Annotated in this window: 27 protein-coding genes; 13 read left to right on the forward strand and 14 right to left on the reverse strand. The window is 68.2% G+C overall.

Features of this window, described 5'->3' with window-relative positions; translation table 11 throughout:
* Window positions 1–77: 77 nt before the first annotated feature.
* From G6N49_RS25025 to G6N49_RS25040, 4 genes are all read right to left on the reverse strand, one after another.
* Window positions 78–1256, reverse strand: coding sequence for a zinc-dependent alcohol dehydrogenase (locus G6N49_RS25025; protein ID WP_011562484.1), 1179 nt, complete (start codon window positions 1254–1256; stop codon window positions 78–80).
* A 51-nt stretch (window positions 1257–1307) separates the two neighbouring features.
* Window positions 1308–2114, reverse strand: coding sequence for a DUF427 domain-containing protein (locus G6N49_RS25030; RefSeq protein WP_011857442.1), 807 nt, complete (start codon window positions 2112–2114; stop codon window positions 1308–1310).
* A 13-nt stretch (window positions 2115–2127) separates the two neighbouring features.
* Window positions 2128–3510: an acyl-CoA dehydrogenase family protein gene (locus G6N49_RS25035; protein WP_041309954.1), complete on the reverse strand. Its 1383-nt coding sequence runs from the start codon at window positions 3508–3510 to the stop codon at window positions 2128–2130.
* Between the two features lie 105 nt (window positions 3511–3615).
* Complete coding sequence (locus G6N49_RS25040) at window positions 3616–3864, reverse strand: hypothetical protein (protein ID WP_011562481.1); 249 nt, start codon at window positions 3862–3864, stop codon at window positions 3616–3618.
* A gap of 290 nt (window positions 3865–4154) precedes the next feature.
* On the opposite strand from G6N49_RS25040, the gene G6N49_RS25045 reads away from it, so the two are divergent.
* On the forward strand, window positions 4155–4469 hold the full coding sequence (locus G6N49_RS25045; protein ID WP_041309951.1) for a hypothetical protein: 315 nt from the start codon (window positions 4155–4157) through the stop codon (window positions 4467–4469).
* Here the strand turns inward: G6N49_RS25045 and G6N49_RS25050 are convergent.
* Window positions 4444–4758: a DUF222 domain-containing protein gene (locus G6N49_RS25050; protein WP_011768410.1), complete on the reverse strand. Its 315-nt coding sequence runs from the start codon at window positions 4756–4758 to the stop codon at window positions 4444–4446. The two genes, G6N49_RS25045 and G6N49_RS25050, sit on opposite strands and share 26 nt — an antisense overlap.
* Before the next feature lie 43 nt (window positions 4759–4801).
* Here G6N49_RS25050 and G6N49_RS25055 point away from each other — a divergent pair, with 43 nt between their 5' ends.
* The 4 genes from G6N49_RS25055 (at window position 4802) to G6N49_RS25070 (ending at window position 8455) form a co-directional block, all read left to right on the forward strand.
* Window positions 4802–5302: a PPOX class F420-dependent oxidoreductase gene (locus G6N49_RS25055; protein WP_011857441.1), complete on the forward strand. Its 501-nt coding sequence runs from the start codon at window positions 4802–4804 to the stop codon at window positions 5300–5302.
* A 144-nt stretch (window positions 5303–5446) separates the two neighbouring features.
* Window positions 5447–6673, forward strand: a complete 1227-nt coding sequence (locus G6N49_RS25060) for an MMP alpha-(1->4)-mannosyltransferase (RefSeq protein ID WP_011562477.1) — start codon at window positions 5447–5449, stop codon at window positions 6671–6673.
* Window positions 6667–7398, forward strand: a complete 732-nt coding sequence (locus tag G6N49_RS25065) for a class I SAM-dependent methyltransferase (RefSeq protein WP_083045258.1) — start codon at window positions 6667–6669, stop codon at window positions 7396–7398. The genes G6N49_RS25060 and G6N49_RS25065 overlap by 7 nt, the downstream gene beginning before the upstream one ends.
* On the forward strand, window positions 7385–8455 hold the full coding sequence (locus tag G6N49_RS25070) for an MMP endo-(1,4)-3-O-methyl-alpha-D-mannosidase (RefSeq protein ID WP_083045259.1): 1071 nt from the start codon (window positions 7385–7387) through the stop codon (window positions 8453–8455). Before G6N49_RS25065 ends, G6N49_RS25070 begins: the two co-directional genes overlap by 14 nt.
* Before the next feature lie 14 nt (window positions 8456–8469).
* Here G6N49_RS25070 and G6N49_RS25075 read toward each other — a convergent pair whose 3' ends face one another.
* From G6N49_RS25075 to G6N49_RS25090, 4 genes are all read right to left on the reverse strand, one after another.
* Window positions 8470–8829 carry a helix-turn-helix transcriptional regulator gene (locus G6N49_RS25075; protein ID WP_011562474.1) on the reverse strand — a complete coding sequence of 120 codons (360 nt, stop codon included), beginning with the start codon at window positions 8827–8829 and terminating at the stop codon, window positions 8470–8472.
* A 25-nt stretch (window positions 8830–8854) separates the two neighbouring features.
* The gene (locus tag G6N49_RS25080) at window positions 8855–9841 is read right to left on the reverse strand and encodes a TerC family protein (RefSeq protein ID WP_234786847.1); all 987 of its coding nucleotides are present in this window, start codon (window positions 9839–9841) and stop codon (window positions 8855–8857) included.
* Window positions 9842–9895: 54 nt separating this feature from the next.
* The gene (locus tag G6N49_RS25085; RefSeq protein WP_011562472.1) at window positions 9896–10465 is read right to left on the reverse strand and encodes a CBS domain-containing protein; all 570 of its coding nucleotides are present in this window, start codon (window positions 10463–10465) and stop codon (window positions 9896–9898) included.
* Between the two features lie 127 nt (window positions 10466–10592).
* Window positions 10593–11264, reverse strand: a complete 672-nt coding sequence (locus tag G6N49_RS25090; protein ID WP_011562471.1) for a class I SAM-dependent methyltransferase — start codon at window positions 11262–11264, stop codon at window positions 10593–10595.
* Window positions 11265–11319: 55 nt separating this feature from the next.
* On the opposite strand from G6N49_RS25090, the gene G6N49_RS25095 reads away from it, so the two are divergent.
* Window positions 11320–11889, forward strand: a complete 570-nt coding sequence (locus tag G6N49_RS25095; protein WP_011562470.1) for a TetR/AcrR family transcriptional regulator — start codon at window positions 11320–11322, stop codon at window positions 11887–11889.
* On the opposite strand, the gene G6N49_RS25100 is transcribed toward G6N49_RS25095, so the two are convergent.
* The gene (locus G6N49_RS25100; RefSeq protein WP_011768409.1) at window positions 11886–12467 is read right to left on the reverse strand and encodes a TetR/AcrR family transcriptional regulator; all 582 of its coding nucleotides are present in this window, start codon (window positions 12465–12467) and stop codon (window positions 11886–11888) included. The genes G6N49_RS25095 and G6N49_RS25100 overlap by 4 nt on opposite strands.
* Window positions 12468–12564: 97 nt before the next feature.
* Here G6N49_RS25100 and G6N49_RS25105 point away from each other — a divergent pair, with 97 nt between their 5' ends.
* Window positions 12565–13914 carry a cytochrome P450 gene (locus G6N49_RS25105; RefSeq protein ID WP_064873460.1) on the forward strand — a complete coding sequence of 450 codons (1350 nt, stop codon included), beginning with the start codon at window positions 12565–12567 and terminating at the stop codon, window positions 13912–13914.
* Here the strand turns inward: G6N49_RS25105 and msrA are convergent, their stop codons facing one another.
* Complete coding sequence (msrA, locus tag G6N49_RS25110) at window positions 13915–14430, reverse strand: peptide-methionine (S)-S-oxide reductase MsrA (protein ID WP_011857437.1); 516 nt, start codon at window positions 14428–14430, stop codon at window positions 13915–13917. It abuts the gene before it with no gap.
* Window positions 14427–14888: a peptide-methionine (R)-S-oxide reductase MsrB gene (gene msrB, locus G6N49_RS25115; RefSeq protein WP_064873458.1), complete on the reverse strand. Its 462-nt coding sequence runs from the start codon at window positions 14886–14888 to the stop codon at window positions 14427–14429. Before msrB ends, msrA begins: the two co-directional genes overlap by 4 nt.
* A 110-nt stretch (window positions 14889–14998) precedes the next feature.
* On the opposite strand from msrB, the gene G6N49_RS25120 reads away from it, so the two are divergent.
* The 3 genes from G6N49_RS25120 to G6N49_RS25130 are packed head-to-tail and all read left to right on the forward strand — an operon-like array spanning window position 14999 to window position 17394.
* Window positions 14999–15541, forward strand: a complete 543-nt coding sequence (locus G6N49_RS25120) for a nuclear transport factor 2 family protein (protein WP_064916179.1) — start codon at window positions 14999–15001, stop codon at window positions 15539–15541.
* On the forward strand, window positions 15538–16548 hold the full coding sequence (locus G6N49_RS25125) for an NAD-dependent epimerase/dehydratase family protein (RefSeq protein ID WP_064916180.1): 1011 nt from the start codon (window positions 15538–15540) through the stop codon (window positions 16546–16548). The genes G6N49_RS25120 and G6N49_RS25125 overlap by 4 nt, the downstream gene beginning before the upstream one ends.
* Before the next feature lie 36 nt (window positions 16549–16584).
* Entirely contained in the window at window positions 16585–17394 is an 810-nt protein-coding gene (locus G6N49_RS25130) for a class I SAM-dependent methyltransferase (protein WP_064916181.1), read from the forward strand.
* Between the two features lie 17 nt (window positions 17395–17411).
* Here the strand turns inward: G6N49_RS25130 and G6N49_RS25135 are convergent, their stop codons facing one another.
* On the reverse strand, window positions 17412–17885 hold the full coding sequence (locus G6N49_RS25135; protein WP_179967795.1) for a DUF4262 domain-containing protein: 474 nt from the start codon (window positions 17883–17885) through the stop codon (window positions 17412–17414).
* Between the two features lie 206 nt (window positions 17886–18091).
* Between G6N49_RS25135 and G6N49_RS25140 the strand changes: the two genes are divergently transcribed.
* Window positions 18092–18343 carry a hypothetical protein gene (locus G6N49_RS25140; protein ID WP_011857431.1) on the forward strand — a complete coding sequence of 84 codons (252 nt, stop codon included), beginning with the start codon at window positions 18092–18094 and terminating at the stop codon, window positions 18341–18343.
* Window positions 18344–18453: 110 nt separating this feature from the next.
* Complete coding sequence (locus G6N49_RS25145) at window positions 18454–19824, forward strand: NAD(P)/FAD-dependent oxidoreductase (RefSeq protein WP_064916183.1); 1371 nt, start codon at window positions 18454–18456, stop codon at window positions 19822–19824.
* On the opposite strand, the gene G6N49_RS25150 is transcribed toward G6N49_RS25145, so the two are convergent.
* On the reverse strand, window positions 19821–20288 hold the full coding sequence (locus G6N49_RS25150) for an SRPBCC family protein (protein WP_064916184.1): 468 nt from the start codon (window positions 20286–20288) through the stop codon (window positions 19821–19823). The genes G6N49_RS25145 and G6N49_RS25150 overlap by 4 nt on opposite strands.
* A 99-nt stretch (window positions 20289–20387) precedes the next feature.
* On the opposite strand from G6N49_RS25150, the gene G6N49_RS25155 reads away from it, so the two are divergent.
* Window positions 20388–20759, forward strand: a complete 372-nt coding sequence (locus tag G6N49_RS25155) for a DUF427 domain-containing protein (protein ID WP_083045260.1) — start codon at window positions 20388–20390, stop codon at window positions 20757–20759.
* The last annotated feature ends 61 nt before the right edge of the window (window positions 20760–20820 follow it).

A 20820-nucleotide genomic window follows, 5' to 3' on the forward strand; every position in this document is an offset into this window, starting at 1 on the left:
ACACGTCTGAACCACGCGGGTGAGGTACCCCACAGTGCGGTCCGCCAATCACCCCCGCTTGATCACCCGCGTCGCCGCTACGGGGTGAGCACCACCTTGACCATCCCGTCCTGCTTCTTCTGGAAGGTCTCGTACGCGCCCGGCGCCTCGGCGAGCGGCAGCCGGTGGGTGGCGAAGTTCTCGACGCCCAGCGGATCGTCGGCGGTCAGCAGCGGCAGGATGTCGGGCACCCAACGCTTGACGTTGGCCTGGCCCATCCGCAGCGTCACCTGCTTGTCGAACAGCGTCATCATGTTGATCGGATCGGCGGCGCCGCCGTACACACCCGACAGCGATACCGTTCCGCCGCGGCGCACGAGCGCGATCGCGGAGTTCAGCGCGGCGAGCCGGTCCACACCCGCATGCTTCATGACGACCCGGCCGATGCTCGAGGGCAGGAAGCCACTGGCGGTCTGGGCGGCTTCGGCGACGGGGGATCCGTGCGCCTCCATTCCCACCGCGTCGATGACGGAGTCGGCGCCGCGTCCCTGCGTCAGTTCGGCGACCACCGCGTCGGCGTCCTGCGTGCGCAGGTCGATCACCTCGGCGCAGTACGGGCGGGCCCGGTCGAGGCGCTCCTCGACGAGGTCGATGCCGATCACCCGGCAGTTGTTGCGGTGCGCGGCGATCCGGCACGCCATCGAGCCGATCGGTCCGAGCCCCACGACGACCAGCGTGCCGCCGTCGGGCACGTTGGCGTACTCGACGCCCTGCCAGGCGGTGGGCAACACGTCGGACAGGTAGACGAAGCGCTCGTCGGGCCCGTCCTCGGGGATCTTGATGTGGGTGTACTGCGCCTGCGGCACGCGCAGGTACTCGGCCTGTCCGCCGGCCACCTCGCCGTAGAGCTTCGAGAAACCGAACAGGGCCGCACCCGTGCCCTGGTCCCGGTTCTGGGTGGTCTCGCACTGGCTCTGCAGACCGTGGTCGCACATCCAGCACGTTCCACACGAGATGTTGAACGGGATCACCACGCGGTCGCCGACCTTCAGGTCACCGGTCTGGGTGCCCACCTCTTCGACCACACCCATGGCCTCGTGGCCGATGATGTCGCCGGGACTCATGAACGCGCTGAGCGTTTCGTAGAGGTGCAGGTCGGAACCGCAGATGTTGGTGCTGGTGACCCGGATGACGGCGTCCGTCGGCTCCTTGATGATCGGGTCCGGCACGTTGTCGACCGAGACCTTCCGTCGGCCCTGCCAGGTCACTGCGCGCATGCGTCCTCCTCCAACTCGGTGTCCGAGTCAGCGTGCCCGCTCTGTGGCGGGTCAAACGCCGGGTTCACTCCACTGGGTCATCGGCCGCTCGGCCCTGACGCCGTCGACGATGACGTCGACGCGTTCGTCGAAGAAGCAGATGTGGTCGCGCACCGGCTCCCCGTCGTGCAGCGGATCCCGGTAGGTCCACGCGATGTCGCGGGGTCCGTCGGCCAGGGAGTAGTACGCGGCGCGACCCTTGTAGGCGCAGTAGGACACGGTGTTGCTCGGCGCCAACTCGGTGACGTCGCCGGGAGGTAGGTAGCAGCGCATCGGCAGGTTCGTCTCGAACAGCAGCAGCGGTCGCGACGACTCCGCCAGCAGCCGGCCCTCGTACTCGACGCGCACGCGGCGTGTGCTGCGGAGCACGTCGATGCGGTGGAACGGGTCGCGGGGGTGGCTGACCAGCGGTTCGGATTCCTCGTGCCAGTGGAACGCCGCGAAGTCGAGCACCACGTAGTCGGCGAGGTCGGCGTCGTCCGGGCGGAACGCGGCGGCCCCACCGGTCTCCTCCCCGGCGACCACGTCGTACTCGGTGCCCTCGCAGGTGTGGTTGGTGAACGGCACGGTCGGGTCGAGCGTGCTCCGGGTGGCCTCCTCGGCGCCTGACTCGCCGCCGGCCGGAACCAGATGGGCGATCAGCGCGTCGAGCGGTACGGCGTAGGTCGGCACTATCCGGCGCGGCTCCCACACCAGCCGGGCCCGGTCGGTCTCGGCGACCGGTTCCCCGGCGAGCGTCACGCGGATCCGCTTGGCCGTCGGCTCGTAGCGCAGGGTGTCGAATGCGGCGTGCACGATGCCGCTCATCTGTTGGGCCATCCGGCCTCCCCGGTCACTTACGCGGTGGCTGAAGCACTTTCATCGCCAACCGCATGACGGATTCCGGTACCCGGTCCTTGGCGGACAGCGCTCGGTCGGCCGCGCGGCCCCGCAGGACAGTGCCGCGGCCGAAGTAACGGTTGAGCGGGCCGCCGGTCGGTTCCAGGTCGACATGCAGTGGTGGGGCGCCGTCGGCGGCGCCGAGGGCCCGCGAGATCACCATGCGCTGGATCTCGCTGGTGCCCTCGAAGATCGTGTAGAGCTTGGCGTCGCGGTACCACTTCTCGACCGGATGGTCGGTGATGTAGCCCCATCCGCCCATGGTCTGGATGGCCCGTTCGGTCGCCTTCACCGCGACCTCGCTGGCCGCCAGTTTCGACATCGACCCCTCGCCGCGCTCGAAGGGCACACCGGTGGCCGCCATCCACGAGGCGCGCCACGTGAGCAGACGGGCGGCGTCGATCTGGGTGGCCAGATCCGCGAGGGGGAACGAGATGCCCTGGTTGTCGATGATCGGGGCGCCGAACGCCTCCCGCCGGTTGGCGTACTCGGTCATGTATTCCAGTGCGGCGCGGGCGATCCCGAGCGCCTGCGCGGCGACCATGGGGCGGGTCTGCTCGAAGGTGCCCAGCGCGGCCGACCCCGACTTCCGGGCGCCCTCGACGGCTTCGCGGGCCTTGGCGAGTTTGTGTTCGAGTTTCTCTTCGCCGCCGAGCAGGTGGTCGCCGGGGATGCGGACGCCGTCGAACTTCAGTTCCGCGGTGTGCGAGGCACGGCAGCCCATCTTGTCGAGCTTGCGGACCAGTTCCAGGCCAGGCGTGCCACCGGGGACGATGAACAGCGCCTGGCCGCGGTGTCCCAGTTCCTGGTCGACGACGGCGTTGACGACGTGGACGTTGGCGATGCCGCCGTTGCCGATCCACATCTTGTGGCCGTCGATGATCCAGTCGTCACCGTCCCGGCGGGCGGTGGTGCGCAGGTTGCGCACGTCGCTGCCGCCCTCGGGTTCGGAGATCGCCAGAGCGGCGAGTTTGAGGTCGCCCGGGGTGCCGAAGCATTCGGGTGCCCACTGCAGCATCTGTTCGGGCGAGGCGGCCTGGCCGATCGCCGACAGGGCGAGCGCGGGCATGACGATGGCCAATCCGATTCCCGCGCAACCCCAGAACAGCTCCTCCATGAACATCGGCAGCGAGAGCCCGGTCGGGTCGCCGATCAGGTCGCGGTAGAACAGCGGGCTGTAGAACCCGCGCTGGGCCGCCTCCTCGAGGACCGGCCAGGGGAACTCCTGGCGCTGGTCGTACTCGAGGGCCACCGGACGGATGCACTGCTCGGCGAACTCGTGCGTGCGCCGAGCGAGATCGTGCTGCGCCTTGGTGGGCGTGAGGTCGAAGGTCATCGAGCGGTCGGATAGCCCGTGGCAGGCCGCGTGAAACCACCCGATCGCGACGCGAACGCAAACGAGGGGCACCCGGGTGGGTGCCCCTCGTCGGTGGTGCGGATATCAGCGGACGGTGACGTAGACGACGCGGTCGTCGTTGTCGTACCGGATCGAGACGATGCTGGACTCATCGAGCGGCTTGACCATGCCCTGATGGTTGACCCGTACCGCGTAGCCGCGGTCGTCGAGCTTCTCGATGGTGTTCTGGGCGTTGCCCGGTCCGGCCGGGGCGGCCTGGGCGGGGGTGGCCAGTCCGAGGAAGGCGGTGGCCAGTCCGCCGGCGATGATGGTGGCGAATCCGAGCTTGTTCATGTCCGTGCTTCTTTCTGTCCCTCTGGTGTGTGCGAGCCGTGGCCCCGGTGTGGATTCGTCGCGGTTCGTACCTTCTTTTTTCGACCGTTCCGGAGGTTCTCCGTACCGATCTGAACGTGTAAACCCGCTGGTCAACCTTTTAATTCCGGTGGCTGTAATTGATTGACGGTTGGCAGCATCTTGTGGTTCAACCGGATAACGCAGCTTCGTTCTGTGGACAGTTCGTGATCCGGGCGGTCGGCGCTCGACGACGGGGTGCCCCCGCCAGGTATCGAACGTATGATCGAACCGTGGGCGATTTGCAGGCGATCGGCTACAACGGGCAGCCCGTACCGCCCGCGTTCCGGCGGGTGGACCCTCCGGTCGCGGTGCTCGTCGACCTCGCGGTGCTTTTCCCGCGCGAACCGCACCGGCACGGCGGCTACAACCCGGCCGGGCTGCAGATGCACGCCGTCGTCGAGGGCCGCCTGACGTGCTGGGGGATGTGCGAACAGGGCTACTGGTGGGGCCTGGTCACCTATGACATCGCCTACGGCGCGCGGCGGAAATCGGTCACCCACTGGGTGCCCGCGTGGGTGCTCAAGCGGCGGACGGACCCTCGCTGACCGCCTCGGCGATGCGGCGTTGCGCCTCGCCGGGGGAGATGCGCAGGCGCTGGGCCAGCACGTCGGCCCACGTCCGGGCGCCGAACTGCGACGGACTGCCCGAGGCGACGAGCCGTCCGGTCAGTCGACGCTCCACCTCCTGAAGCTGTTCGCGCAGCCGGCCCAGCCGCATCAGCGCCGCCTGTGCCTCGGCGCGGCTCATCCCGGTAACCGGCAGGGTGGCGAGCCGGGCGGACAGCGCCTCCACGGCGTCCATCGCATCCATGATCTGATCTCGTGTCGAACTCATGTTCGACACGCTAGCGCCGGTGTGTGACAACTACTGTGGCCCCATGTCTCCGAGATACGCGACCGCGGACAGTGTCGGACGCGACGAGCTGCTCGAGTTCGTGCGGCCGCGGCACAAGATGGTGCTCATCACCCATCGCGCCGACGGATCGCTGCAGAGTTCGCCGGTGACCGGTGGGGTGGACGGCGAAGGCCGCATCGTGATCGCCAGCTATCCGCAGCGCGCGAAGTCGGCGAACATCCGGCGGGCCGGCCGGGCCAGCGTGACCGTGCTCTCCGACGACTTCAACGGGCCGTACGTCCAGGTCGACGGGGACGCGGAGGTGGTCGACCTGCCCGAGGCCGTCAACGCGCTGGTCGAGTACTACCGGGCCATCGCCGGTGAGCACCCGGACTGGTCGGAGTACCGGCAGGCGATGGTCGACCAGGGCAAGTGTCTGATCCGCCTGGTGCCGACGCGGTGGGGGCCGGTCGCGACCGGCGGTTTCCCGCCGCCCCGGGACGCGGGTGAGTCCGCCGGAGAAGACAGGACCGCCCCGCTGTGATAGTCAGGCACATGCGGACGCGTTGCGTCCCCTAGCACGTCAAACTATAGTCTGGACACATGTCCAGAAGGTTCGGAGTCTCTGCGTGACACGATTCGACCAGTTCAGCGCGGCCCGGCCCGTCGGTCTCGGATTCATCTGAGTATGCGTATCGCGTTACTGTCGTACCGCAGCAAGACGCACTGCGGCGGCCAGGGTGTGTACGTCCGTCATCTCAGCCGGGGGCTCGTCGAACTCGGTCACGACGTCGAGGTGTTCTCCGGTCAGCCGTACCCCGAGGGACTCGATCCGCGGGTGCGCCTGACCAAGGTGCCCAGCCTCGACCTCTACCGCGAGCCCGATCCGTTCCGGGTGCCGCGGCCCAGCGAGATCCGCGACCGGATCGACCTGCAGGAGCTGCTGACCACGTGGACCGCCGGGTTCCCCGAACCCAAGACCTTCACCATGCGGGTGGCGCGGATCCTGGCCGGACGGCGGGGTGACTTCGACGTCGTCCACGACAACCAGAGCCTCGGCACCGGTCTGCTGAAGATCGCCGCGACCGGGCTGCCCGTGGTGGCCACCGTCCACCACCCGATCACCCGCGACAAGGTGCTCGACGTGGCGGCCGCCCGCTGGTGGCGTAAGCCGCTGGTGCGCCGCTGGTACGGCTTCGCCGAGATGCAGAAGCAGGTCGCCCGCCAGATCCCGGAACTGCTCACCGTCTCGTCGTCGTCGGCCACCGACATCGCCGATGACTTCGGCGTCTCTCCCGAACAGTTGCACGTCGTACCGCTCGGGGTGGACACCGCGTTGTTCCGGCCCGTCGAGAACCGGGTGAGCGGCCGCATCATCGCGATCGCCAGCGCGGACGTGCCGCTCAAGGGCATAAGCCACCTGTTGCACGCCGTCGCCCGGCTGCGGGTCGAACGCAACCTCGACGTCCAGTTGGTCTCCAAGCTCGAACCCAACGGGCCGACCGAGAAGCTGATCGCCGAGCTCGGCATCTCCGACATCGTGCACAGCTCCAGCGGGCTGTCCGACGAGGAGCTCGCCGCGTTGCTGGCATCCGCCGAGGTCGCCTGCATCCCGTCGCTCTACGAAGGGTTCTCGCTGCCCGCGGTGGAGGCGATGGCCAGCGGTACGCCCATCGTGGCCAGCCGGGCCGGCGCGCTGCCGGAGGTGGTGGGCGCCGACGGCGAGTGTGCCCGCCTGGTGCGGCCCGGTGACGTCGACGAGCTCACCCGGGCGCTCGGCGAACTGCTCGACTCGCCGGCGCAGCGGCAGCGGCTCGGGGCCGCGGGCCGACGCCGTGCGCTCGAGGTGTTCAGCTGGGAATCGGTTGCCGCGCAGACCGTCTCGGTCTACGAGCGGGCGATGGCGACATGCTGACCGTCGACTTCGACCGGCTGGGAATCGGGCCGGGCTCCAAGGTGATCGACGTCGGCTGCGGCGCGGGCCGGCACACCTTCGAGGCGTACCGGCGTGGTGCCGACGTCGTCGGCTTCGACCAGAACGCGCAGGACCTCAACGACGTCGACGAGATCCTGCAGGCGATGAAGGCCCAGGGTGAGGTGCCGCCGTCGGCGAAAGCCGAAGTGGTCAAGGGTGATGCGCTCGACCTGCCCTACGCCGACGGCACCTTCGACTGCGTGATCGCCTCGGAGATCCTCGAACACGTACCGCAGGACACGGAGGCCATCGCGGAGCTGGTGCGGGTGCTCAAACCCGGCGGCAAGCTCGCGATCACCGTGCCCCGTTGGCTGCCGGAACGGATCTGCTGGCTGCTGTCCGACGAGTACCACGCCAACGAGGGCGGCCACGTCCGCATCTACAAGGCCGACGAACTGCGTGACAAGGTGCTCGCGCACGGGTTGAGGTTCAGCCACAGCCACCACGCCCACGCCCTGCACTCACCGTTCTGGTGGCTCAAATGCGCTGTGGGAACGTCGAGCAACGATCACCCCGCCGTCGCGGCGTACCACAAGCTGCTGGTGTGGGACATGATCTCGGCGCCCTGGCTGACCCGTCGTGGTGAGAAGCTGCTCGACCCGTTGATCGGCAAGAGCGTCGCGCTCTATTTCGAGAAAGCCGCGGTTGCCGATGCCGGCCGCTGACCTGCCCGGGATACCCGGCGTCTTCACGCCGGACCAGTGCCGGCAGACGGCTGAATCGATTGCCGCCGAACAGGAGTCCTCGGGCGCGATTCCGTGGTTCACCGGTGGGCACACCGACCCGTGGGACCACGTCGAGTCGGCGATGGCGCTGACCGTCGCCGGTCTGCTCGAACCGGCGCGGGCGGCCTACGAGTGGTGCCGGATCACCCAGCGTCCCGACGGGTCCTGGCCGATCCAGTTCCGCAACGGCGTGATCGAGGACGCCAACAGCGACAGCAACTTCTGCGCCTACATCGCCGCCGGTGTCTGGCACCACCTCCTGATCACCCGGGACCGCTCCTTCGCGGAGACGATGTGGCCGGTGGTCGCCAAGGCGATCGACTTCGTGCTGGGCCTGCAACGGCCCAACGGCGAGATCTCTTGGGCGCAAAGCGAAGACGGTCCGATTCCGGAGGCGCTGCTGACCGGGTGTGCCAGCATCCACCACAGCATCCGGTGCGCGCTCGCGCTCGCGGACTACATCGGTGAGCCGCAGCCCGAGTGGGAGGTGGCCGTCGGGCGGCTGGGGCACGCGATCGTCGCGCATCCCGGATCGTTCGTGCCGAAGGACCGGCACGCGATGGAGTGGTACTACCCGGTGCTGTGCGGTGCGCTGCGGGGTGCGGCCGCCCACGACCGCATCCACGAACGCTGGGACGACTTCGTGGTCCCGGGTCTGGGCATCCGTTGCGTGGACGACCGCCCCTGGGTCACCGGCGCGGAGACCTGCGAGTTGGTGATGGCGCTCGACGCGATCGGCGATTCGGCGCGTGCACACCAGCAGTTCGCCGCCATGCACCATCTGCGTGAGGGTGACGGATCCTATTGGACCGGACTGGTTTTCGCCGATGGGAAGCGTTGGCCCGAGGAGCGCACCACGTGGACCGGTGCCGCGGTCATCCTGGCCGCGGACGCCCTGACGGGCACCACGCCGGGCAGCGGGATCTTCCGCGGCGCGGATCTGCCGCGCGGCCTCGAGGACGAATTCGACTGCGCCTGCGCAGTCAGCGACCGCTAGCCGGGCGTTCGGCGTCAGGACAGTGCGGCGATCAATTCGCCCACGGTGTGCGCGGATTCCAGGGGATGGCGAAGGCGCCCCTTCGGATTGATGGTGTAGCTGTTACGCCGCCCGACCTTCGATTTGGTGAGGTAGCCGTCTGCCACCAGGTCGGCCAGGATGGCTTGCACCGAACGTTCCGTGATGCCGATCCGCAAGCTCAACTCGCGGGCGGTCAGTGATCCGCTCTGCGCCAGGCACAGCAGAACATGGGTGTGGTTGGTCAGGAACGTCCACCCACGGGGCTGGCCGTCGCCGCCACTTTCCGCCGGAGCGGACCGGGTCCTCGCCCGCGGTCGTTCCGTCGGCTTCGAGATCTTCTTGGTGGCAACCATTGCGGGGCCATCCTAGCTGTCCGATTCACGTATTGGGCTTCGGTGACGGGGACTGCCGTGGCGCGTCACTCGCGCGGGTGGCGACCAGGCTCCACACGACGGAGGCGGTCAAGGTCACGACGATGACCGACAGCGTCAACGGGATGGGCAGCTTGCCGACGGGTGTCTCCGAGAGGATGAGTTTCACGCCGGCGAACGCCAGCAGGATCGCCAATCCGTAATGCAGGTGGGTGAAGCGTCGCAGCAGGCCGGACAGGCAGAAGTACAGGCTGCGCAACCCCAACACGGCGAACGCATTGGCCGTCCACACGATGAAGGTGCTGGTCGTGATCGCCAGGACCGCGGCGACCGAGTCGATCGCGAAGATGAGGTCGGTCGCCTCCACCGCGATGAGCACGACGAACAGCAGGGTCGCGACGCGTTTGCCGTCGACGCGGGTGAACAGCCGGTCCCCGTGGTATCGAGTGTCGATCGGGACCAGGCGGCGGACCAGACGCACCATCAGGTTCTTGTCGGGCTCCAGGTCCTTGTCGTGTTGGAAGGCCATCTTGTAGGCGGTGTAGATGAGGAAGGCGCCGAACAGGTAGGCCGTCCAGAAGAACGCCGCCAGCAATTCGGCGCCGACGAAGATGAACACCAGACGGAAGAGCAGAGCACCGATGACGCCGTAGAACAGGACTTTGTGCTGGTACTCGTCCGGAACGGCGAAGTAGGTGAAGATCAGGGCGAACACGAAGACGTTGTCGACCGACAGCGCCTTCTCGATGAGGTAGCCGGCATAGTAGGTGCCTGCGACGTCACCGCCGTATGCCCACCAGACGATCGCCCCGAAGCCGAGGCCGGCCGCGATCCAGATGGCGGACCAGACGGCGGCTTCCCGGAACCCGATCACGTGGTTGTCGCGGTGCAGGAACAGATCCACTGCCAACATGACGGCAATGGCTGCTGTCAACGCGACCCAGCCCCACAGTGGAACGATCACCGGATCCGTCATCGATACTGCTCCCGTCATCTGATCACGTTCACTGCCAATGGATTCCGTGCGGCGCGAGGACGCTGGATGTCGTCAGTGGGCTGACGGCGGCGCGCCGATGCGCACCTCGCGCGCGCCCGGAACCATGCGGGCCAGTGCGAGAGCGATCCGGCGTTCCGAGTCGTCGTCGAACGGGCCGGCGACGGTGACGTCGCCTTCGCGCACCTGGGCGATCCACCGCCGCTTTCCGGTGTAGTCGTCGAGCAGTTTCTGCACTCCCACGGCGATGGCGTCGTCGCTGGTCGCGCTGAGCCGCAACAGGTCACCCCGGCTCACGACACCGAGAACCCGACACTCGTCGTCCACCACCGGGACACTGCGAATACCGCGTTGCAGGAGCAGCCGTCCGACCTCGTCGAGATCGGCGGAGGCGTCGACAGCCACGGCCGGCGTTGTCATCACCGCGCCCGCGGTGTGATGCCGAGCAGGATCTGCACGCAGCGCGTCTCCGGAGGTGACCATGCCCAGCAGGACGCCATCCTCATCGACCACGGGTATGCCGGCGTAGCCGTAATCGGCGAGAAGTGAACCGGTTTCCCGCAGTGGAGTCGAGGATTGCACCGACACCACCGGGCGGCTCATGACATCCACCGCACACACCATGCTGCCGTTTCCCAGTACCGGTTGTGACATACGTGAATAGTAACACACGAAATAAACTTCGCAATAAATCGTGCGGCGGCAGGGGCGGTTGCCGAGTCGGCGGACAGCCTGGGTGAGTGTGTGTGAGCTAGGCCGACTCCCCGGCTTCGCCGGATGTGCGTTCCAGCACCCGCATCGATCCGGTCGCCGCCACCTCGCGGAACGCGCCGGTGGCCAGTGCCCGCTGGTAGATGTGGAACGGCGCCTGTCCGCCCTCGTCGGGATTCGGGAAGACGTCGTGGATGATCAGCGCACCGCCCGGTTCGACCCACCTGGCCCAGCCGTCGAAGTCACGCTGGGCCGCCTCCTCGGTGTGCCCGCCGTCGATGAACAGGAGCCGCAACGGGGTTCGCCATCCGCGCGCCACCACCGGTGAACGTCCGACCACCGCGACGACATGGTCGTCGAGGTCGGCCGCGTCAAGGGTGTGCCGCATGGTCGGCAGGGTGTCGAACCGACCCGTCACCGGGTCCACCATGGTGGTGTCGTGGTACTCCCAGCCGGGTTGGTGTTCCTCGGAGCCGTGATGGTGGTCGACCGTGTACACCACACCACCGGTCTCCTGGGCCGCCGCGCCGAGCATCAGCGTGGACTTGCCACAGTACGTACCGATTTCGACTCCGATACCGTCACCGAGGTAGCGCACCGCGGTGTCGTAGAGGGTGCGGCCCTCGTCGGCGGGCATGAAGCCCACGGCCTTGTCTGCGAGTGCGAAGAGGCGCGCTGCGCGCGGCGGGAGATCGGTGTCGGTGACGCTCATGGCTACCCAACCTAGCCGTTGCTGGTCCTGGGGCGTTGTAGTAGCGTCCGGACATGTGTCCGATCCGACTCTGGAGTCGACTCGGCGCCGTCTGACCGCGAAACAAGCCGACACCGTCGACCGGCTGGGGCGCGCTGCGGTCGACATCCTCAACCGTGACGGCTTCTCCGGTCTGACAGTGCGGCGCGTCGCCGCCGAAGCCGGTGTCGGGGCGGCCACCGCCTACACGTATTTCTCGTCGAAGGAACATCTCGTCGCGGAGGTGTTCTGGCGTCGATTGTCGGCGGCGCCCCCGGCCGCGCACGTGTCCGACGACCCCGCCGCCCGCGTCGTCGAGGTGTTGCGTGACATCGCGCTGCTGGTCGCCGACGAACCGGAGTTCGCCGGCGCCGTCACCAACGCGCTGCTCGGTAAGGACCCCGACGTCGAGGTGCTGCGGCAGCGCATCGGACGAGACGTGCGCGACCGGTTGGTGGACGCGCTGGGTCCGCCGGTCGACTTCGACGTGATCGAGGCGCTCGAACTGCTCTATGTCGGTGCGCTGGTGTGGGCGGGGATGGGCTACTCGTCCTACGACGACATGACGCAGCGGCTGGAGCGCTCGGCCCGCCTGCTGCTGAGTTAGCCGCCGAGCAGCGCGGTCGACGCCGTCACCGCCGGCTCGAGGATCCCCCGCACGTCGCGGCCGTCCTCGAAGAACAGCGCGGTCAGTTCCCGCAGACCACCGAGGAGCACCACGGCCACCGGACGGCTCAACGGCGCCTTGCCGGCGCGGCGGAATCCGGCACTGCCGGTGAGGCCGATCAGCATGTCGGTGAGCCGGTCGATCGCCCACCGATGCATCGGCGTCGCCCGGGCGCCGAGTGCGGGCAGTTCCCGGATCCAGCTCAGCGTGATCGCGGGCCGCGCAGCGATGTGATCGACGTACGCGCCGACCGCCTGACGGATCTGCTCGTCCCAGTCGGCGTCCGGATCCACGGCCGCGTTGACGCGCGCGATCAGCGCATCGTTGTTGGCGCGCAGCAGTTCGATGAAGCACTCTTCCTTCGTCTCGAACCGGCCGTAGAAGGTGCGCTTGGACGTGTGTGCGTGCCGGACGATGTCGGCGACGGTGGTGTCGCGGTACCCGCGTTCGGCGATCGACGCCGCCAGGCCGTCGAGCAGCCTGCCGCGGTAGACGTCGTCCTGCACGACGACACTCATGTCACCTCCCGAACACCCTTGCATCGGGTGGTACCAACCGGTACCGTACCTCACAAGATTCCGGTACATCGCAGTACCACGAACCGGCTGGAGTGCCATGAGCGAAGCAACCGTTGCCGAAGTCCCCACGCCGAACCCCCGCGCGGTGAACCTGCCGCCCGCCCTGCGCGCTCCGATGCCGCTGCAGGGGATCGCCTACGCGTTCGCCCGCAGACAACTGGTGTCGTGGATGGCGCGACGGCACGGGCCGGTGTTCCGCATCCACATCCCGATGTTCGGACGGACGGTGATGGTCGCCGACCCGCAGTTGGCCAAGCAACTGTTCATGGCGCCCACCGATGAGGTCGGCAACATCCAGCCCAACCTCAGCCGCATCCTGGGGCCCGGTTCGGTGTTCGCCCTCGACGGTGCCGAACACAAGCGGCGACGGCGGCTGCTGACCCCGCCGCTGCACGGGAAGAGCGTCAAGAACTACGAGAAGCTCTTCGAAGAGGAGACGCTGCGCGAATCCGCGAACTGGCCCGAAGGCCGGCCCTTCGAGACGCTCGAGCCGATGATGCGCATCACGCTCAACGTGATCCTGCGGGCGGTGTTCGGCGCCGACGGCGAGAAGCTCGACGAACTGCGCCGCATCATTCCCCCGTGGGTCACGCTGGGTTCACGCCTTGCCGTGATCCCCAGTCCGCCAACGACGTTCGGACGCTGGACCCCCTGGGGGCGACTCGCCGACTACCGCCGACGCTACGACGAGGTGATCGACCGGCTGATCGAAGAGGTGCGCGCCGACCCGCGGTTCGGTGAACGCGACGACGTGCTGGCCCTGCTGCTGCGCAGCACCTACGAGGACGGTACGGAGATGTCGCGCAGCGAGATCGCCGACGAACTGCTCACCCTGCTCGCCGCCGGTCACGAGACCACGGCGTCGACCCTGGGCTGGGCCTTCGAACGGATCAGCAGGCACCCCGAGGTGCTCGCGAAACTGGTCGCCGAGGCCGCCACCGACGACAACGAATACCGGCAGGCGACGATCTACGAGGTGCAGCGCAACCGCACCGTCATCGACTTCGCCGGCCGCCACGTCTACGCCCCGACGTTCGAGCTCGGCGAATGGGTGATCCCGCGCGGCTACTCGATCGTCGTGGCGCTGGCCGAGATCCACGAACAGGCCGAGGATTACGTCGATCCGGAGCGGTTCTCACCCGAGCGGTTCGTCGGGTCGCGCCCGTCGCCGCTGGTCCACGTCCCCTTCGGTGGCGGCACCCGTCGCTGCATCGGGGCGGTGTTCGCGAACGTCGAGATGGACATCGTGCTGCGAACGGTGTTGCGGCACTTCGTGATCGAACCCACCACCGCGCCGGGGGAGAAGGTGCACTCCCGCGGGGTCGCCTATACGCCGAAGGCCGGCGGGCAGGTCACCCTGCGCCGCCGGCCCCAGCCGCTGGCCTGATCAGGCTTTCGCGTCAGCCCGCTTCGGCAGCTTCCAGTCCGGCCGCGGGAAGTGGCAGGTGTACCCCCACGGCATCCGCTCGAGGTAGTCCTGGTGTTCGGGCTCGGCCTCCCAGAACTCGCCGGCCGGGGTCACCTCGGTGACCACCTTGCCCGGCCACAGCCCGGACGCATCCACGTCGGCGATGGTGTCGAGCGCGACGCGCTTCTGGTCGTCGTCGACGTAGAAGATGGCCGACCGGTAGCTGGTGCCGACGTCGTTGCCCTGACGGTTCTTCGTCGTCGGATCGTGGATCTGGAAGAAGAACTCGAGCAGCGCCCGGTAGTCGGTCTGCGCCGGGTCGTAGGTGATCTCGATCGACTCGGCGTGGCCCGGGTGATTCCGGTAGGTGGGGTGGTCGTTCTGCCCGCCGGTGTAGCCGACGCGGGTCGACACCACACCCGGTTGCTTGCGGATCAGATCCTGCATACCCCAGAAGCAGCCGCCCGCCAGGATGGCCTTCTTGTGGTCACTCATGACTGTGCGTCCTCCTTGGTGAACAACGTCCTGTATTCGCCATATCCTTGCGCCTCGAGGTCGTCGAGGTGGATGAACCGCAGCGCCGCGGAGTTGATGCAGTACCGCAGCCCGCCTTCCGCGCGGGGTCCGTCGGTGAAGACGTGGCCGAGGTGGCTGTCGCCGTGCGCCGAGCGCACCTCGGTGCGGATCATCAGATGGCTGAAGTCCTTTTTCTCTTTGATGTTCCCGGCGTCGATCGGCCGGGTGAAGCTCGGCCAGCCACTGCCGCTCTCGAATTTGTCGACCGAGGCGAACAGCGGTTCGCCCGAGACGACGTCGACGTAGATACCCGGCTCGTGGTTGTCCCAGTACTCACCGGTGAACGGCCGCTCGGTGCCGCCCTCCTGCGTGACGTGGTACTGCTCGGGGGACAGCGCGTCCACCGCGGCAGGATTCCTGTTGTAAGCCCGTGCCACATGACCTCCTCGTGTGCACCCTCTACAACCGTAGGCCGGGCCGCGATCATCCCAGCTCGCCGCGTGTTCACCCTCGACAAAGGTGGCTAGAACGTGTTTCAGTTCTACAGGTGACGAACACGGCCCCTGCCAGGTTCACGCGCGCGGAGTTGACCGCCGCGTTCGCGACGTTCGAGGAGACGGTCGCCCACGCGGCGCAGACCCGGGACTGGGACCCATGGGTCGAGCAGTACACCCCCGACGTGCTCTACATCGAACACGCCGCGGGGACCATGCGCGGACGCGAAGAGGTCCGGACGTGGATCTGGAAGACCATGACCAGCTTCCCCGGCAGCTACATGACCGCATTCCCGTCGCTGTGGTCGGTCGCCGACGAGGAGTCCGGGCGGATCATCTGCGAACTCGACAACCCGATGCGCGACCCCGGCGACGGCACGATCATCAGCGCCACCAACATCTCGATCGTCACCTACGCCGGTGATGGTCAGTGGTCCCGGCAGGAGGACGTCTACAACCCGCTGCGGTTCGTCAAGGCCACGATGAAGTGGTGCCGCAAGGCCGCCGAACTGGGCACGCTGACCGATGAGGCAGCGGAGTGGATGGAGAAGTACGGCGCGCACGCGAGGAGCAATGACGCCGGGGGCGGTCGATGAGCACCGCACTGGTCATCGGCGCCAACGGGTTCCTCGGCTCGCACGTCACCCGCCGGCTGGTCGACGGTGGCCACGAGGTCCGGGCGATGGTGCGCCCGAACGCGAAGACGGTAGGCATCGACGACCTGGACGTCACCCGCTTCGTCGGCGACATCTGGGACGACGCCACCCTGCGCGAGGCGATGACCGGGTGCGACGACGTGTACTACTGCGTGGTCGACGCCCGCGGGTGGCTACGCGACCCCGCCCCGCTGTTCCGCACCAACGTCGACGGCACCCGCAACGTGCTGGACGTGGCCCGGGACATGCCGCTGCGCCGATTCGTGTTCACCAGCAGCTACGTCACCGTCGGACGCCGCCGCGGGCGACGGTCCACCGAGGACGACGTCGCCGATGTCCGCCGGGTGACCCCGTACGTCCGGTCACGAATCGAGGGCGAGGAGTTGGTGCTGCGCTACGCCCGGGACCGCGGTCTGCCCGCGGTCGCGATGTGTGTGTCGACGACCTACGGCAGCGGTGACTGGGGGCGCACCCCGCACGGCGCGATCATCGCCGGCGCCGCCTTCGGCAAGCTGCCGTTCGTGATGAGCGGTATCGAACTCGAAGCGGTCGGGATCGACGACGCGGCACGCGCACTCATCCTGGCCGCCGACAAGGGCCGGGTCGGTGAGCGGTACCTGATCTCGGAGAAGATGATCAGCAACGCCGAGGTCGCACGCATCGCCGCGGAGGCCGCGGGGGTGGCGCCGCCGGCGAAGTCGATCCCGCTGCCGGTGTCGTACGCGCTCGCGACGCTGGGCAGCGTCAAGTCGCGGTTGCGGGGCACCGACGAGCGGTTGTCGCTGGAATCGCTGCGGCTGATGCGGGCCGAAGCCGAACTCGACCACAGCAAGGCCGTGCGCGAACTGGGCTGGCAACCGGGGCCGGTCGAGGAGTCGATCCGTGAAGCCGCGCGATTCTGGGTGAACCTGCGTAATGTCAAGCGGGAGAGCAAGACCCAGGCGTAGGGAGGTTCCGATGCCCGCTCCGAGGTGGCTCGTGCCGTGACCCGCGTCGACCTCCACGGCGCTCCCGAGACGATGCTCGCGACGCTGTACGCCAAGGCGCTCGACGCCGATGCACCGCGCTCGATACTCCACGACCGCTTTGCCAGGGACATCGTCGCGCGCATCGATTACGACTGGTCGCGGACCGGAATCAAACCGCAGAACGCTCCGTCAGTGACGTTGCGCGCCAAGCACTTCGACACCTGGACGAAGCAGTTCCTCGCGGTGCACCCGGATGCTGTGGTGGTGCACCTCGGATGCGGTCTGGACAGCCGGTATTTCCGCCTCGACCCTGGGCCCGGTGTCGAATGGTTCGACGTCGACTATCCCGACGTGGCGGCGCTGCGCGAGCAGTTCTATCCGCGGCGCGAGCACTGTCACGTGGTGGCGGCCTCGGTCACGGACCCCGAGTGGCTGACGTCGGTGCCGTCGGACCGCGCGACCCTGATCGTCGCCGAGGGCCTGACGATGTACCTCGACGAAGCCGACGGCGTGGCGCTGCTACGCCGCCTCGTCGGCCGATTCCCCTCCGGCGAACTGCAATTCGACTCGTTCAACCGGCCGGGCATCAGCCTGCAGTGGACCAACACGCCGGTTCGGCGGTCGGGGGCGAGGCTGCACTGGGCCATCGACGGTCCCTCCGACATCCTCGACGCGGTGCCCGGGACACGGCTGCTGGCGTGGGTACCAGTCTTCGAATCCGAGGCGTTCTCCGAACTGACGGTCGGCTACCGCGTGATGGCGGCCGTCATGAACCGGGTACCGGGGCTGCGCACGATGGCGCAGTTCCACCGCTACGCGTTCTGACGCCGGTCGTCGTCGAGTCAATGCGGGCACCGGGTCACCCGCTCGCCCAGCACCGGCTGACGCACGCCGCCGGGGTTGAACTCCGCGGACCAGGGCCACCGGTTCTGCTCGTCGGCCCAGACGAGCTGCAGTGCGCGCACGTCCCGCCCGTAGATGCCGATCGCCATTCCCATGTGCGCATCAGGCTGGGACACCTCGACGAACTCGAGCTGTTGGTCGGGCAGCGACATCACATCGCCCGCCGAGACCGGGCCGTCGTGCTTGATGCAGTAATTCGCCACGGTGTTGAGCACGAGGAGGGTGCGTCTCTTGTCGACGGCCGTGATGAGGAGTTCCGGCAGCCCGCATTCGTGCAGACCGATGGTGTACGCGAACGGTGTGCGTTCGCTTTCGACGTACTGGACGGCCCATCCGTTCTTCAGGATCAGGCCGCGGACCACGTCGAGGTAGTCGCTGCGGGTGGCTTCCGGATGGTCGCAATGCCAGCACATGGCCGCACCTTTCTTCGTCGTTGTGGCCAGCATGCGCCGGGGGTCTGACATCACTGCTCGCGGTGGCAGCAGCCGTGACAACCGATAGATTCTGCCACCTGCCGGTCAATCACTGCCAACCGGAATCACCGCCCTGACCTGCTGGTTTGAACCATCAGACCGGCCAGGAAGCCCTCCCGACCGAACGGAAACGAAGAGGTACGGACATGAACAAGCTCGGATTCGCCACCATCGCCGCCAGCGGACTGGCCGCCGCGTTCTTCGGTCTGGCCGCTCCCGCCGCGCAGGCCGCTCCCGCCGGCCCCGGTAACGCCGCCGACACCATCGCGTCGCTCGACGATCGCGGGTACTCGGTGGAGGTGAACCACCAGGGCATGGTCAAGCCGCTGGAAGAGTCGAGCATCGTGTCGGTGCGCTACGACAACGACGACCGCGTGGTCTACGTCAGCGTCCGCTGACACCCACATCCTGGTGCGTTGACTCTGCGCCGAGGGTCCGGACGGTCGAGTGGACCCCGCCCTGGACGCAGAGTCAACGCGCGTGACGGGCCAGGTGCCAGAATCGTCCGGTGCTCACGGTCAACGGTCAGGTGTCCCACTGGTTCGACGAACAGCCCGCCTATCGGGCGCCGCTTCCCGGCGATCGCGACGCCGACATCTGCATCGTCGGAGCGGGCTACACCGGCCTGTGGACCGCCTACTACCTCAAGCGCGCCGACCCGTCACTGCGCATCGCGATCCTCGAAGCCCGGTTCGCCGGGTTCGGGGCGTCCGGCCGCAACGGCGGTTGGCTGTCGGGCCTGGTGCCCGGCAACCGCAACGCCATGGCCGAGCGGTACGGACGTGAGCCTGTCGTCGCGTGGCAGCGCGCTCTCAACGAGACCGTCGACGAGGTCGCAGCCGTCGCCGCGGCAGAGGGGATCGACGCCGGCATCGTCAAGGGCGGAACCATGGAGATCGCCCGCAACGCCGCGCAGGCGAACCGGCTGGCCGACGAACTCCACGAGGACCGGCGGTGGGGGGTCGACGGCATCGCGCCGTTAACGAAGGGCGAAGCGGCCGAACGTATCCGATTCGACGGTGTGGTGTCGGCGTACCACACCCCGCACTGCGCACGCATCCAACCCGCCCACCTGGCCCGCGGGCTGGCCGATGCCGTCGAACGCCTCGGTGTGCCGATCTACGAACAGTCCCCGGTGACCGCGATCGGCCGGGGCCGCGCCGTCACGCCCCACGGCACCGTGCGCGCCCCGATCGTGCTGCGCGCCACCGAGGGATTCACCCCGACGCTGCCCGGTCTGCGCCGCCGGTGGCTGCCGATGAACAGCTCGATGATCGCCACCGCACCGATCCCCGACGAGCGGTGGGCCGCGATCGGGTGGGACGGCTGCGAGACCGTCGGCGACACCGCACACGGGTTCTTCTACGCCCAGCGCACCGTCGACAACCGCATCGCGATCGGCGGGCGCAGCGTGCCGTACCGGTACGCGTCGCGGATCGACGACGACGGTCGGGTGCCGCCCCGGACGATCACCCGGCTCACCGCCGTGCTGCACTCGCTGCTGCCGCAGATCCGCGATGTGCCGATCGCCCACGGCTGGTGCGGTGTCCTCGCGGTGCCACGCGACTGGGAGTCCACCGTCACCCTCGACCGGGCCAGCGGGCTGGGCTGGGCCGGCGGCTACGTCGGACACGGGGTCACGGCGACCAACCTGGCCGGCCGCACACTGGCCGACCTCGTAGTCGGCAGGTCGACCACGCTGACCGAACTGCCCTGGGTCGGGCACCACTCGCGCGGTTGGGAACCCGAACCGCTGCGCTGGCTCGGCGTCCGGGGCCTCTACCTCGCCTACCGGCTGGCCGACCGGCACGAGGCCCGCGGCCGGGCCACCACGTCTCCGATCGCCCGGGTCGCCGACCTGATCACCGGCCGTCCCTAGGCCTCGGCGCGGGCCTTGAGCCGGCGCAGCGTCGCGGCGATGTTCTCGGCATTGGCGGTGTCCCGGTCGCTGACACCGGTCGCCCAGCCGGCCGGCTTCCGGAACCACCCCGGCCGCCGGTCCCAGGTGCTCTCGGTGACCCGGCACCCCGACGCGGTCGGGCTGATCTCGTAGCGCCAGTGGGCCACCGGGATGACGGTGCTGCGCACGTCGAACGCGAACACCTGCCCCGGCGTGGCGTCGGTGACGGTGCAGGTGGTGCTCCACGACCGCGAACCGTTGCGGTTGCGGCCGACGAACACCGCGCCCGGCCTGGCGTCGTCACCCTTCTTCCACTCCATCGCCGAAGTCTCCTCGGCGAGTTCGGCGAGGGTGCGAAGATCGGTGATGAGGCGGTACACCGTGGCCGGGTCGGCGTCGATGTCGACCGTGGCCTTCGCCGAGGCGGCGGCGGGGTTCGTCATGACGATCGATCGTAGTGTTTCGAGAAGTCTAGTGACGGAAGAACGGCGGCGGGCGCATTGTTGGGATGGTGGAAGCGACTCAACGTCAGGAGGTCCGTCATGTCCGGACGCCCAGTGCTCGAACCCACCGCGGCGCACCCCATCACGGTGTCACCGACCGGCCGCCACGTCACGGTGACGGTGAACGGCGAAGTGATCGCCGAGACCGACCAGGCGCTCACCCTGCAGGAGGCGGATTACCCTGCGGTGCAGTATATCCCGTTGCGTGACGTCAACGATTCGGCGTTGGTCTGCAGCGACACCACCTCCTACTGCCCGTACAAGGGTGACGCCGCCTACTACCACGTGAACGCGGCGGGGGAGACCGTCGAGGACGTGATCTGGACCTACGGGCAGCCGTATCCGGCGGTCGGCGCGATCGCCGGCCACGTCGCGTTCTATCCGGACAAGGCCGACGTCACCGTCGGCTGAGAAACCGGCGGAACGCGCACCCCTAAAACCCGGATTGGTCTTGATCGCCGTGCTGTAATGG

The organism is Mycolicibacterium monacense (assembly GCF_010731575.1).
In the GTDB taxonomy this organism is placed as follows: Bacteria; Actinomycetota; Actinomycetes; order Mycobacteriales; family Mycobacteriaceae; genus Mycobacterium; species Mycobacterium monacense.

What these genes read in the sequence shown, in the direction of transcription:
- G6N49_RS25025 (WP_011562484.1), bottom strand. Translation starts at nt 1,256, where the DNA reads ATGCGCGCAGTGACCTGGCAGGGCCGACGGAAGGTCTCGGTCGACAAC.
- G6N49_RS25030 (WP_011857442.1), bottom strand. Translation starts at nt 2,114, where the DNA reads ATGGCCCAACAGATGAGCGGCATCGTGCACGCCGCATTCGACACCCTG.
- G6N49_RS25035 (WP_041309954.1), bottom strand. Translation starts at nt 3,510, where the DNA reads ATGACCTTCGACCTCACGCCCACCAAGGCGCAGCACGATCTCGCTCGG.
- G6N49_RS25040 (WP_011562481.1), bottom strand. Translation starts at nt 3,864, where the DNA reads ATGAACAAGCTCGGATTCGCCACCATCATCGCCGGCGGACTGGCCACC.
- G6N49_RS25050 (WP_011768410.1), bottom strand. Translation starts at nt 4,758, where the DNA reads ATGAGTTCGACACGAGATCAGATCATGGATGCGATGGACGCCGTGGAG.
- G6N49_RS25055 (WP_011857441.1), top strand. Translation starts at nt 4,802, where the DNA reads ATGTCTCCGAGATACGCGACCGCGGACAGTGTCGGACGCGACGAGCTG.
- G6N49_RS25060 (WP_011562477.1), top strand. Translation starts at nt 5,447, where the DNA reads ATGCGTATCGCGTTACTGTCGTACCGCAGCAAGACGCACTGCGGCGGC.
- G6N49_RS25065 (WP_083045258.1), top strand. Translation starts at nt 6,667, where the DNA reads ATGCTGACCGTCGACTTCGACCGGCTGGGAATCGGGCCGGGCTCCAAG.
- G6N49_RS25070 (WP_083045259.1), top strand. Translation starts at nt 7,385, where the DNA reads ATGCCGGCCGCTGACCTGCCCGGGATACCCGGCGTCTTCACGCCGGAC.
- G6N49_RS25075 (WP_011562474.1), bottom strand. Translation starts at nt 8,829, where the DNA reads ATGGTTGCCACCAAGAAGATCTCGAAGCCGACGGAACGACCGCGGGCG.
- G6N49_RS25080 (WP_234786847.1), bottom strand. Translation starts at nt 9,841, where the DNA reads ATGACGGGAGCAGTATCGATGACGGATCCGGTGATCGTTCCACTGTGG.
- G6N49_RS25085 (WP_011562472.1), bottom strand. Translation starts at nt 10,465, where the DNA reads ATGGTGTGTGCGGTGGATGTCATGAGCCGCCCGGTGGTGTCGGTGCAA.
- G6N49_RS25090 (WP_011562471.1), bottom strand. Translation starts at nt 11,264, where the DNA reads ATGAGCGTCACCGACACCGATCTCCCGCCGCGCGCAGCGCGCCTCTTC.
- G6N49_RS25100 (WP_011768409.1), bottom strand. Translation starts at nt 12,467, where the DNA reads ATGAGTGTCGTCGTGCAGGACGACGTCTACCGCGGCAGGCTGCTCGAC.
- G6N49_RS25105 (WP_064873460.1), top strand. Translation starts at nt 12,565, where the DNA reads ATGAGCGAAGCAACCGTTGCCGAAGTCCCCACGCCGAACCCCCGCGCG.
- msrA (WP_011857437.1), bottom strand. Translation starts at nt 14,430, where the DNA reads ATGAGTGACCACAAGAAGGCCATCCTGGCGGGCGGCTGCTTCTGGGGT.
- G6N49_RS25125 (WP_064916180.1), top strand. Translation starts at nt 15,538, where the DNA reads ATGAGCACCGCACTGGTCATCGGCGCCAACGGGTTCCTCGGCTCGCAC.
- G6N49_RS25135 (WP_179967795.1), bottom strand. Translation starts at nt 17,885, where the DNA reads ATGTGCTGGCATTGCGACCATCCGGAAGCCACCCGCAGCGACTACCTC.
- G6N49_RS25140 (WP_011857431.1), top strand. Translation starts at nt 18,092, where the DNA reads ATGAACAAGCTCGGATTCGCCACCATCGCCGCCAGCGGACTGGCCGCC.
- G6N49_RS25150 (WP_064916184.1), bottom strand. Translation starts at nt 20,288, where the DNA reads ATGACGAACCCCGCCGCCGCCTCGGCGAAGGCCACGGTCGACATCGAC.
- G6N49_RS25155 (WP_083045260.1), top strand. Translation starts at nt 20,388, where the DNA reads ATGTCCGGACGCCCAGTGCTCGAACCCACCGCGGCGCACCCCATCACG.